General features: G+C 45.7%; 11 protein-coding genes. 5 read left to right on the top strand and 6 right to left on the bottom strand.

The annotated features are described in order from the left end of the window. Positions 1-79: 79 nt before the first annotated feature. The 6 genes from EAE30_RS02680 to proX (EAE30_RS02655) all read right to left on the bottom strand — a co-directional run bounded on the left by EAE30_RS02680 (position 80) and on the right by proX (EAE30_RS02655) (position 6,962). The gene (locus EAE30_RS02680) at positions 80-1,426 is read right to left on the bottom strand and encodes a magnesium transporter (protein ID WP_123014541.1); all 1,347 of its coding nucleotides are present in this window, start codon (positions 1,424-1,426) and stop codon (positions 80-82) included. Positions 1,427-1,719: 293 nt separating this feature from the next. After that, positions 1,720-2,199: a MarR family winged helix-turn-helix transcriptional regulator gene (locus EAE30_RS02675; protein ID WP_241967528.1), complete on the bottom strand. Its 480-nt coding sequence runs from the start codon at positions 2,197-2,199 to the stop codon at positions 1,720-1,722. A gap of 50 nt (positions 2,200-2,249) precedes the next feature. Beyond that, positions 2,250-3,257 carry a glycine betaine/L-proline ABC transporter substrate-binding protein ProX gene (proX, locus tag EAE30_RS02670; protein WP_123014539.1) on the bottom strand — a complete coding sequence of 336 codons (1,008 nt, stop codon included), beginning with the start codon at positions 3,255-3,257 and terminating at the stop codon, positions 2,250-2,252. Further along, the gene (gene proW, locus EAE30_RS02665) at positions 3,254-4,378 is read right to left on the bottom strand and encodes a glycine betaine/L-proline ABC transporter permease ProW (RefSeq protein ID WP_123014538.1); all 1,125 of its coding nucleotides are present in this window, start codon (positions 4,376-4,378) and stop codon (positions 3,254-3,256) included. The genes proX (EAE30_RS02670) and proW overlap by 4 nt, the downstream gene beginning before the upstream one ends. 2 nt (positions 4,379-4,380) lie before the next feature. Then, entirely contained in the window at positions 4,381-5,568 is a 1,188-nt protein-coding gene (proV, locus tag EAE30_RS02660; RefSeq protein WP_123014537.1) for a glycine betaine/L-proline ABC transporter ATP-binding protein ProV, read from the bottom strand. 392 nt (positions 5,569-5,960) lie between these two features. Continuing rightward, positions 5,961-6,962, bottom strand: a complete 1,002-nt coding sequence (gene proX, locus EAE30_RS02655) for a glycine betaine/L-proline ABC transporter substrate-binding protein ProX (protein WP_123014536.1) — start codon at positions 6,960-6,962, stop codon at positions 5,961-5,963. 496 nt (positions 6,963-7,458) lie between these two features. Between proX (EAE30_RS02655) and EAE30_RS02650 the strand changes: the two genes are divergently transcribed. From EAE30_RS02650 to EAE30_RS02630, 5 genes are all read left to right on the top strand, one after another. Further along, on the top strand, positions 7,459-8,376 hold the full coding sequence (locus EAE30_RS02650) for a tetratricopeptide repeat protein (RefSeq protein WP_390258272.1): 918 nt from the start codon (positions 7,459-7,461) through the stop codon (positions 8,374-8,376). A gap of 245 nt (positions 8,377-8,621) precedes the next feature. Next, entirely contained in the window at positions 8,622-9,560 is a 939-nt protein-coding gene (speB, locus tag EAE30_RS02645) for an agmatinase (protein ID WP_123014535.1), read from the top strand. A 272-nt stretch (positions 9,561-9,832) separates the two neighbouring features. Continuing rightward, the gene (locus EAE30_RS02640) at positions 9,833-10,645 is read left to right on the top strand and encodes a transporter substrate-binding domain-containing protein (protein WP_123014534.1); all 813 of its coding nucleotides are present in this window, start codon (positions 9,833-9,835) and stop codon (positions 10,643-10,645) included. A 162-nt stretch (positions 10,646-10,807) separates the two neighbouring features. Next, a complete protein-coding gene (locus EAE30_RS02635) occupies positions 10,808-11,659 on the top strand; it encodes an amino acid ABC transporter permease (protein WP_241967527.1) in 852 nt (283 codons plus the stop codon). Then, the gene (locus EAE30_RS02630) at positions 11,652-12,404 is read left to right on the top strand and encodes an amino acid ABC transporter ATP-binding protein (RefSeq protein ID WP_123014532.1); all 753 of its coding nucleotides are present in this window, start codon (positions 11,652-11,654) and stop codon (positions 12,402-12,404) included. The genes EAE30_RS02635 and EAE30_RS02630 overlap by 8 nt, the downstream gene beginning before the upstream one ends. The last annotated feature ends 67 nt before the right edge of the window (positions 12,405-12,471 follow it).

Genomic DNA, 12,471 nt, shown 5'->3' with positions numbered 1-12,471 from the left:
CGGTAAAGTAAAAAAGCACAGACGTTGTCTGTGCTTTTTTGTGGATACCGGATTGATTGCCTTATGGTATCGAGATGGCTTACAGCATCACTAAGCTGGCGGTTCCCAAAAAGGCGAAAAATCCAATCACGTCAGTCATGGTGGTGAGTACGACTGAACCGGCTAAGGCGGGGTCCAATTTTAATTTATGTAAAAGGATAGGGATCATAACACCAAAGAACGCCGCGGTTGCCATGTTGACTAAAATGGCTAAGGCGATGGTCAAGCCGATCAATAGCGAGCTAAACCATAAGCCAGCCAAACCACCAATGATGGCCGCCCATATGACCCCGTTAATCACACCAATACCAATTTCATTACGTAATAGCGCCCACCGGTTACCCGGAGTCACTTGATTCAATGCCATTCCGCGTATCATTAAGGTCAGTGTCTGGCTCCCTGCGATGCCGCCCATTGAGGCGACGATAGGCATTAAGACAGCTAAAGCGACGACTTGAGTAATGACATTTTCAAACAAGCCGATGGTGATCGACGCGAGAATCGCGGTCAGCAAGTTGATGCCTAACCAGAGGCCGCGTTTTTTGGTGCCCTTAAGTATGGGGGCAAACAGGTCGTCATTTTCATCCAAACCTGTCCCTGCCATTAAACGTGCCTCGTATTGCTCGCGTTGAGTGCTTAAGGCAAAGCGCCAATCCACATGGCCAATCAATTTATTCTCGTCACCTAGGACGGGAACGACGGGGTAATCCGAATACTCTATGGCGTCAACCGCGTCCGCTAAACTTTGGTGGGCATCTAACGTGGTCACTTGAACCTTTCTCAAGCTTTTTAATAAGGTCCCTTCTGGGGCACGAATGATGTCACTGTAGAGCACCAAGCCTTTAAATTGTTTGGCGCGATTAATCAAATAGACATACCTTGGTGTCTCTTGTTGGTCGGTTTCCAATAATACTTTCGCGCGTCTCACGCTAATGCTAAACGGTAGAGTAAACAGCTTTTGTTCTACCCAGTGACCAATATGTTGATCGTCATATTCAATCGCACGATCATAGAGTTCGAGTTCCTCACGGCTGAGCAAACGCATCGCTTCATTGACGATGTCATCGGGCAGGGAGTCCGCCCATTCCAATAAGGCGAGGTTATCCAGCCGTTTTAGTGTCAGCTTTAATTCGGCTTCAGAGAGGGCATTTAATATCGACATCCGCGCTTCGGCACGCATCTCGGTTAAAACGTTGACGTGAGATTCTAACGACAGGTTACGCCATAGGCGCACCCGCTGTTCGACCGGAAAGGCCTCTAGCACGGTCGCGATCGATTTGTCGTCAAGACCTTGATCGACCATATTGTTCCAAAGGGTTAACTGAGAGTGTTCGTCCGCGGTTGACAACGGGGCGATCAGTTGCGACATATCTTGGTGTTCATTCACGCTTATCACTCCAGTAAGGTGGTGAAATAGAAATTTAAATCAGAAAGATTCGGTATGATTATACCCACTTGAGATGAGTGTCCATTCTGTGCGAACAGAGCGGTGTTTGGCTGAGAGTACCTTGTTTCGAATGAAAAATAGACAAAAATTACACTGCACATCAACCACATCATGTCGCCGAGTTAGAGTGTATAAAGGTGTGAGAAATAATGCTACTCAAAGTCATAAAAATGACCATGAAAATCGAGGTAAAGACAAAAGTATGCTTTTGAACTATTACCTCATGAGTTTGATTACTGGCGTGAACGTTTTGAGTCAATATTGAGGCTCAACGTGTCATCGCTGACGGATGAACGATTCATCATCTCTGAGACTCGTTGTAGAGAGGATACGATCAACGTTTGTTCCCAAGACTCCAAATCTTCAAACTGATTCACAAAATCTTCGTTGAGCAGTTTCGGAGCTTGGTTCAATATCGTTTTGCCTTTGGTCGTAATTAAGACATGTACCTTACGTTTATCTACGACATCGCGCTGGCGCTCGATCAACTCACGGTTTTCTAAACGGTCAAGTATGCTCGTGGCCGTTGCTTGACTCATATTCGTCTCTTTCGATAATTGACGAATGGTGAGTTTCGGTGAATGCTGCACGGTTCTCATCAAAAGAAGTTGAGGGCTGGTGAGTCCAAACTCCTTGTTTAACTTCTTAGAACGTAGGTCGATAGCTCGAATGATTTGCCGAATAGAAAGTAAGACTTTTTCATGACTCTCCAAACCCATCTCCTATGTCAGTAAGGGGGCTGGATATACCAGCCCTAACATGCTTAGTTAGCAGCGGCTTGCTTAGCTGCTTTAATCCATCCATCAAAGGTTTTTTGATGAGCTTTGATCCAACCATTCGCGTGTGCTTCAATATCACGTTTTGAACCGTGGCCTTTACGCATCATCATATTCTCTGCATTGATGTCGTTGATGCTTAACTTCATTTCTTTGAACAGCTCCGCTGCCGCAGGATTGTTTTGCGCAAATTTCTTGTTCGCTACGATTTTCTCAACGTTCATTGGGAAACCGTAGTTTTTACCGTTAGGCAATTTTGTCGATAAATTCGGTTTACCGGCAACGGCTGAGAATGGTACTTGTAACCACACGACGTCTTTACCCGGAACCAGCACACCACTTACCCAATAAGGCGTCCATGTGTAGTAAAAAATGGGTTGCCCCTTTCTATAGCGTGCAATGGTATCAGCCATAATGGTCGCATATTGGCCTTGGTTATCTTCGACGGTTTTACGCAGTTTGTAGGCATCCAGATGGTGCTCAATGGCGGTTTCACAGCCCCAACCTGGATTACATCCAGATAAATCCGCTTTTCCATTACCATTGGCATCAAACAATTTGGCAATTTTCGGATCTTGAAATTGCTTGATATTGGTGATGTGGTATTTGTCTGCGGTTTTTTTATCAATCAAATAACCTTGAGCCGCGCCCGTCACGTACGTTCCTTCGCGATAGAACTTCTTATCACCGCCAGCTTTGGCATATTTTCCATCATGTAATGGCTCCCAACTGGTCGCCATATAGGTGGCATCTCCTTCCGCAATGGAGGTATATGCGACGTTATAATCGACTTGTTTTGTTGGCAAAACATCGTAACCCAGTTTTTCCATCGCTTTATTCACAATCAGCGTTTGAAAGGTTTCTTCGGCAATGGTCGATTGCACGGGTTGCACTTTGATGCCTTTACCTGGTAACTCATCAGCGAAGGCCGCTGTTGACAATGTGGATGTCATTGCTAAGCCCGCCGTAAGGGCTATCTTCCATGAATGTCTCATTTTGATTCTCCTAATGTTTCTTGCGTATTGGTGTTTTTTTCCGTCGTCGATTTTTTCTTGCGAACAAAAATCGATACAGGACCGGATTCATACCAACGTGTTTTCGTGTCTCGGTTACTTTCACCGACACTTTGCGTAATACGGTCTAATAAGATGGCGAGAATAACGATGCCCAAACCACCGACAGAGGCGAGCCCCATATCCAATCGGCCGATACCACGAAGTACCATTTGTCCGAGACCACCTACCGCGATCATTGACGCGATCACCACCATAGAGAGTGACAGCATGAGTGTTTGGTTGACGCCTGCCATGATGGTTGGCATCGCTAATGGCAATTGAATGCGATATAGCATTTGTTTCGGGCTGGCTCCGAAGGCATGACCGGCTTCGATGAGCTCTTCTGGAACATGTTGAATACCGAGAATGGTTAAACGAACAATCGGTGGCAGTGCGAAAATAATGGTGACCACAACACCAGGAACATTACCGATACCAAACAGCATGACGATGGGGACCAAGTACACAAAGGCTGGGGTTGTTTGCATCGCATCGAGGATCGGTCTGACGATTCGGGCGGCGTTATCACTCCTGGCAAGCCATATTCCCAGCGGCAGTCCAATGAGTAGACAGAAGAACACAGACGTCATGACCAGCGATAACGTGATCATTGCCTGAGCCCAAGCACCAATTAAACCAATCACAACCAGTGACACGAGTGAGGCCAGCCCAAGGCGACGTCCGGCAAATTGCCAAGTGATCAGACAGAGCAATAAAATCATGATGGGGGCAGGCGTGGATTCCAGTGCCGTTTGAAACGAAGTTAAAATAAAATCGATCGGGACGCGAATGGCTTGGAATACCGGACGGCCATGGGAGACCAACCAGTTAAGTGCGGTTTCTACCCAATGATCAAAAGGGATGATGGCATCTTTGAATGGGTGGAGAAAGCTAAAATGCGTCTCTGTCGGCGTGGCATTGAGCCAATCGGCAGTGGGTTGGGCAGAAGAGGCCGCAGCATTGGCGGTTCCCCAAGGATCAGAGCTCGACGCTGCTTGTGTTGCGGTTGTACTCCATGGATCCGCTGCGCTTGCAGCATTTTGTGTGGTTTCAGCAGTCATGATTATTCCCTATCTAAAGTTTGCAACAAACGAGATTTTGTAATTACGCCGTAGTATTTGCCTGTGGGATCGACGACTGGCACCGCGTAAGGGACTGAGGCAACTTGACCGATTAAATCGGATACGGAGACGTCGGGATCAATACAAATCGTATCAGGTAGCAAGGCGTTAGTGAGTGTGTCGTTATTGCGTTTGGCTTCTTTCAACGACTCGATTGAGACGATGCCCGTATAGTGATTCGAACGGTCGACCACGATGCCATAGTCACGATCGCTATCCAGTAACAGTTGCATTGCTGCGGCTGGCCCTTCGTTATCGTGTTTTTTAAAGACGGCACTGGGGCGTTTGCGCGCAATGTCTTTAGCGCTGTAAACCGACGCAACGTTAACGCCGCGGAAGAAAGATTCGACATAGTCGTTGGCTGGGTCATGGAGGATTTCATCTGGGGTACCCACCTGAACCACAACACCATCTTGCATGATGGCAATACGATCACCAATGCGCATTGCTTCATCCAAATCGTGAGAAATAAAGACAATGGTGCGTTGGTCATCGTTTTGGAGACGAATCAATTCATCTTGCATTTCGGTTCGAATTAACGGGTCAAGTGCCGAGAATGCTTCGTCCATGAGCAGGATATCGGGGTCATTGGTCAACGCGCGGGCGAGACCGACACGCTGTTTCATACCACCAGAAAGTTCATCTGGGTATGAATCGCTATTGGCTTCTAAGCCGACCCGTGCAAGGGCACGACGCGCGATGGGCAGACGAGTATCTTCAGGCACACCATCTAACTCCAAGCCGAAGGCGGTATTTTCGATAACCGTCATATGTGGCATGAGTGCAAAGTTCTGGAAAACCATCGATATTTTTTTACGTCGTACTTCACGCAGTTGTTCATCGCTCATTTTAGCGATGTCTTGATTGTGCAGTAGGACTTCGCCTTGAGTCGGTTCGATAAGACGGTTGAGAAGACGGACAAGAGTGGATTTACCGGAACCGGATAACCCCATGATAACGAAAATTTCACCTTCATTAATGGTGAGAGACACATCCTTTACCCCGACAGTTAAGCCAGTTTGCTCAAAGATTTGATCCTTATCTAATCCTTTCTGCAGTAGTGGAAATGCGTCCTCTGGCCGATCGCCAAACACCTTGTAGAGGTTTTTCACTTCTAACATAGTCGACATAATAATTTCCTTTGTTGTCGTTACTGTGCAGTGCATTTGCTACCTGATTTATATAGTACACTAAATATTATTTTGGGGGATTGCAAGGTGATAGAGGTCACATATCAATGCTTTAATCGTGTAAATATATGATTTTAAGGGGTAGTAAATTGTAATTAATAGGATAAAAATATTTCGAGTAATAATGTTTTGTGTGGAATTTAATTGTTTTTGAGAAAAAGATGATGAGGATTAAAGTGCGACAATGTCGGTGGGAGCAGGCGCGCAAAATGGAAGGCGAAAAGAGCACTCAGCGATGACAAGGCGCTCACTTAGGATCGGTTTTGCAACGCAAAAACGGCCGCTCCAGCGGCCGTTTGCGTTGCAAAGAATCGTTGTTGTTTTGCTTACGATTATTGTGCGGCTTGGCGAGCGGTTTTAAGCCACTGATTGAACATTTTTTGATGGGACTTGATCCATCCATCAGCGTGGGCTTGTATTGCCGCATCTGAGCTCTCGCCCTTAGCAATCATAGAGTTTTCTGCACTCACGTCATTAATATTGATCTGCATGATGGCAAACAGTTTTGCGGCTGCTGGGTTATCTTGAGCAAATTTTTTGTTAGCGACAATACGTAGACTGTTGGTTTGAAAACCATAGTTTTTACCGTTGGGTAACGTTGTATCAATGTTGCTACGTTTGCCCGGTAGTGAGGAGAAAGGGACTTGCAGCCAGACCACATCTTTTCCCGGTACCATCACACCACTCACCCAATACGGTGTCCAAGTATAATAAAAAACCGGTTTGCCTTTTTTAAAGCGCTCAATGGTATTGGCAATGATCGCAGAATATTGTCCTTGGTTTACTGTGACAATGTCACGTAAACCATACGCCTTCATTTGATGCTCAATGACCGTTTCACACCCCCAACCAGGGGTACACCCTGTCATGTCCGCTTTGCCGTCACCATTCGCGTCAAAAAGTTTGGCAATCTTTGGGTCTTTCATTTGTTCTATATTGGTAATGTGATACTTATCCGCCGTTTTTTTATCGATTAGGTACCCTTGAGCCGCGCCTTTCATCAGGTAGCCTTTACGATAAAAGACGTTATCGCCTCCGGCTTTTTGATATTTATCGGTATGGAGTGGATCCCAGTTCACCGCCATAAACGTTGCATCGTTATTGGCGATGGAGGTGTACGCGACATTGTAGTCGACTTGTTGAATGGGTTTAACGTTATAACCGAGTTGTTCGAGAGCTTTGGATACAACCAGTGTTTGAAAGGTTTCTTCAGGAATCGGGGATTGAACGGGTTGCACGGTCACGCCTTTGCCGGGCATGGTTTGGGCTATACTGAGAGTGGCGTACGACATACTGATGAGCAGTGTAAGGATTTTGGTGACATTAAGGTTCATCATTGAACTCCTATTTAGGTCAATAAACGGGTGTGATGTTCTCCTAGTACGCGATAGTCCTACACTAGGATTGTCCATTTACACACATTAAATAATTAGGTGTCTAATTGTTATTAGAGGCCTAAAATAGGCGCAGGTACATAAAATAAGGATTTTTTCTTCTAACTATCGATTTATGCGCCATTTTTATCGATAATAAAATCTATCTTGTGAGTGGTGATTAATATTTATACATTAGAACTCTAACTATTTTTTCTTGAATATTCAACTCATGAATCTTGTTGAACATCACAATAAATAGGTTAATTTCCTTTTTTATGAGTGAATAAAATGATAAAAAATGAGGGTCAAGTTACGGTAAGCTATTCACTGTGCTAATAACGCATGGGTTCAGTATCACCCAGCCAGATAGATAGGCTGATATCCCAAACCATCGTCAATGACGAGGAGTAACGTTGTGGTAAAACGTGTCATTTTATTTCTAGTGTGTGTCGTCATGAGTACAACCTTTGTTATGGCTGATACTCAAAGTACACAGACGCAGCAAGCCAAGCAGAAGAGCTCGACTTCAATCCCTATGCTTGAGAAGCCACTGATGGAACGCTATGTCTTAGATGAACTCAAATCTTTAAGGCAGGATCAACAGGACTTAGAACGGCGTTTAACCATTCAAATCACCGATCGCGAGCTCGACGTCGCAGATAAGTCGATGAACTACGCGAATGTAACAGTGACGTATTTCTTTTATATTATTGCTGGTGTGGCTTCGTTGATTGCCTTAATTGGATGGCACTCATTACGAGAAGTGAAGGTGAATACGCGGGAAATGGCGGATAAGCGTTTGAATAAAATCGCTCAGGAGTACGAAAAGAAATTCTTGGCGCTTGAGCGCGATTTGAAGCGTAAAACCCGTATTATTACGGAAAACAACCGAGAAATCGAAATTATTAATGAAATCCATAACTTATGGTTGAGGGCGCAGAGTGTACAAACCCCTGATCAGCGGGTTGAAGTGTATGATGAGATTTTAAAAATTCGTCCGGGCGATTTAGAAGCTTTGACTTATAAAGCCGATGCTGTGATGGAAATCGATGAGTATCACTGGGCGTTGAGTTTATGTAACCGAGTGCTAGAGCTCGATGAAAATAATGGCCCTGCGTTGTACCAACGAGCGTGTGCCTACGCACGTTTAGGCGCCGAAGATCAAGCGGTTGAAGATCTGCAGCGAGCAGTGATTACCAGTCCATCGCTGCGCGATGCCATTCTTGAAGAAAGCGATTTTGAGTCTTTATATGGCAACAAAAATTCGATGCTTGGATTAATGGTGAGGAAAACGACAATAAATTGTAGTGTCACATTCAGCAGGGCTTGCTCGTGGGTTACGGTAAGACCGCGAGCGTGTGATCGCCCTTGATTGGAACAGACTCAACAAAACAGCAACGCCATCAACGATGACGTTGCTGTTTTTTTTGTGTAAGTGACCAACATGTCGTTAATTTCCTGTGCCTTGCATCACAAATTCTATTGATTTTCTCGCGTACTGTGCGTAAACGAACAAAGAAAAGATAAGCCGAGTTAATCGCATTTAATTGCCACCTATACTCATCAGAACACCCCACCAGTCACTTGAACACAGAACTGTTTAGAGAAGGATTCGTTATGAATGATTTGTTCACCAAAAACGATTATTCGCTTTATTCGAATGGCATGACGTTTTTGCGAGCACCGTATCGAGTTAATCCGATTGAGGATCCAGAAAACGTCGTCATTTTGGGCGTGCCCTCGGATCTTGCCACCTGCGGTCGTCCGGGCGCACGTTTAGGGCCAGAAGCCATTCGTAAGGCCTCACTTAACTTAGTATGGGAAGAGAAAAAGTTTCCTTGGGAATTCAGCTTACAGGAACGTGCATCATTGATTGATATTGGTGATGTGGTATTTGACTACGGTGACGCAGAAGATTTTACCTATCGTTTAGAAGATTCGGTCAGTGATTTGGTCAAAGCGAATAAATTGGTCGTCGCCTTGGGGGGCGATCATTATATGACATTGCCGATTTTGAGGGCGTGCGCCAAACATTTCGGCGAGATGGCGTTGATTCATTTTGGTGCCCATACCAATAACCGCCTCGTAGGCAGTACCTACGATCATCGCACGATTTTCCATCATGCGCCGAAAGAAGGGCTCATTTCGCCCAAACATACCATCCAAGTGGGCATTCGCACAGCGTTCAAGGTCGACACGCATCCATTTAATGTGATCAATGCGATGGAGGCTAATGATCTCTCTGCCGAAGATATTGCGGCGCAGATTCTCGCGGTCGTGGGCGATAGACCAACGTACGTCACGTTTGATATTGGGTGTTTGGATCCGGCGTATGCACCGGGCACAGGGGCTCCGGCGATCGGTGGCTTGACGTCAGATAAAGTGCTCAAAGTGATCCGAGAATTACGCAGCATTAATATGATTGGTTTAGACATTACTGAAGTGTCGCCGCCTTACGACACCAGTGACATTACCTCGCTTGCGGCGGCAACGGTAGCCCTAGAGTGGCTCTATTGTTGGGCTTCTTCCCGTCCCCCGCTTACATCAGCTAAATAGCGCGATGTGAACCTGTGACGTAGATACCCGGCCTCGGCCGGGTTTTTTTATGCCAAGAAGAAAAATAAAACGTATAGACGTCTGGACATCCTATTTTTTTAGACGTACGATGTCATTTAGTAACAACATAACCAAAATAAAAAGTTGAAAAATAGGGAGGAGATCGCGCATTATCAAAGCTAGGCGATTTATTCACCTACTGAATTAAGTCGTGATGCTCATCGTTATAGGAATAGCGATGCGATAATTGGAAAGACACTAGAAGGGATACTATGAATACTTGGATGAAAGCCACATTAACTGGGGTTGCGATGACTTGCTCACTATTGGCAGCAGGGCAGGCAGGCGCCACAGAAACCTCGACACTCGAACAGGTGTTGAATTCGGGGAAATTGCGGGTGTGTTTTGATGCGGGTTACATGCCGTTTGAGATGAAATCGAAAGATGGCCGTTTTGTTGGCTTTGATATTGACGTGGCCAAGCATATGGCACGGTCGATAGGCGTCAAATATGAACCTGTTAACACCGCTTGGGATGGCATTATACCTGCACTGCAAACCAACAAATGTGACATCATTATGGCGGGTATGACGATTACGCCAAAACGGAACGTCAAAGTGAACTTTGCGCAGCCTTACATCGTGATTGGTCAATCCATTATTCTTTCCAATAAATTGAAAGGGAAAGTAAAGAGCTACCGAGATCTTAACGATCCGCAATATACCATTGCCAGCAAATTGGGGACGACTGGTGCGCAAGCAACGAAGCGCTACTTACCCAAAGCGAAGTTGGACCTCTTCGAAACCGAAGTCGACGGCGTAATGCAGGTACAAAATGGCAAAGCGGACGCCTTTATTTATGACTTCCCATACAACTCAATTTATGCCGCGCAACACAAAGGCAAAGTCACACACATAAGCAAGCCATTTACTTATGAACCTCTGGGATGGGCCGTTCGTCAAAATGATCCGAATTTCTTGAACTTTTTGAATGGCTATTTACGCCAAATCAAAGGGGATGGAACTTATGATCGTATCTATGATAAATGGTTTAAATCGACTAAGTGGTTGAAAAACGTTCAGTAAACTCCGTAATAGCCGAGGGGGTAATGGCATCATTCCCCCTTTATTCATAATAAAAAAGAGAAGCGAGTGATGAAGTTTAAATCCTCACCTTGGCCTGGACATGCGATCTATGTCTTACTCATGCTAATACTGATAGGGGCGACAAGTTGGTCCATTAAAAGTATGAATTATAATTGGCATTGGGAACGATTGTGGCCATACATCGTCAACACCGCCGACCAACAAGTACGCGCCCAAGGCGATGGGACCGTCAGCATTAAGAATCATCAGGTGGTCATCAAACTCGATTACCAAGATAAACCACAGATCATTAAAAAATATGACAAATTGCTAGTCAGTGATGGTGACTTGGTCTACCAAGGCGATCCGATTGTTGGCATAGAACAATGGCAATTTGGTCCCATCATTAAAGGACTCTGGACGACGATTGAAATCTCCTTTATCTCGCTAGCCTTTGCTATTGTACTCGGCTTGATCTTTGGCTTGATGCGGATAGCTAAGAATCAAGTGGCGCGAGACTTTGCGTTAACCTATGTTGAAATCATTCGTGGTACGCCGTTGCTTGTGCAGATTTTTATCGTGTACTTTTTCATTGGCACGGTGATGGACTTTGACCGTTTCACCGCTGGGGTGGTGGCTTTATCGGTATTTACGGGTGCTTATGTGGCCGAGATCATTCGTTCCGGTATTCAAGCCATTCCGAAAGGCCAAATGGAAGCCGCGCGCTCTTTGGGCATGAGTTATCCTAAAGCGATGCGTTACATCATTTTACCGCAAGCAATGAAGAAAACGTTACCCCCTCTTGCAGGCCAATTTATCAATTTAATCAAAGACTCCTCATTGGTATCGGTGATTTCTATCACCGACTTAACCAAAGCAGGGCGTGAAGTCGTCAGTGGCACCTTTGCTTCCTTTGAAGTGTGGTTTACGGTCGCCGCTTTATACCTAGTGGTCACGGGCACCCTGTCCTGGAGTATTCAACGTTTAGAGAAGAGGTTATCAGCCAGTGATTGATGAAGTAGAACGTGATGATATCGTCACCGTTGAGCAGGTTGAAAAATACTATCCGAATGGTTGCCATGCACTCAAACAGGTCACGGCGCATATTAAACGTGGTGAAGTGGTCGCTATTATTGGGCCTTCCGGCTCGGGTAAATCGACCTTTTTAAGAACATTGAACCAGCTTGAAGAGATCAGCTCAGGACGTATTGTGGTCGATGGCATCGATATGTATGCCGACGGCACCGATATCAACCAGTTACGTCAGAATGTGGGCATGGTTTTCCAAAGCTTTAATTTATTTCCGCATAAAACCGCACTTGAAAACGTGATGCTGGCTCCCATGATTGTTTCGAATCTATCGAAAGAGCAAGCGGAGTCCAAAGCCAAGGCGTTGATGAAACGCGTGGGGTTAGAAGATCGTATGGAGAACTATCCATCACGTTTGTCCGGCGGACAGCAACAGCGTGTGGCGATTGCCAGAGCATTAGCGATGGAACCGGATCTCATGCTGTTTGATGAACCAACCTCGGCTCTTGACCCTGAAATGGTGGGGGAAGTTCTTGATGTGATCAAAGGCCTGGCCTTCGAAGGCATGAGCATGGTGGTGGTGACTCACGAAATGGGCTTTGCCCGTGAAGTGGCTGACCGAGTCCTGTTTATGGAAGACGGCGCCTTATTGGTTGATGACAGTCCGCAAGCGGTATTTGATACGCCTGCTCATCCGCGTTTGCAGCAGTTCCTCGCGAAAGTGTTATAACGCTTCTTGGTTCTTCCCGCGACCGATGCGGTGCTACGCAGCCCATGCTTTTATGCATGGGCTTTTT

This window comes from Vibrio zhugei (assembly GCF_003716875.1).
GTDB classification, from domain to species: Bacteria; Pseudomonadota; Gammaproteobacteria; order Enterobacterales; family Vibrionaceae; genus Vibrio; species Vibrio zhugei.
The sequence above is the reverse complement of the archived record's forward strand: the minus strand, read 5'-3'. Positions and strand labels throughout refer to the sequence as shown.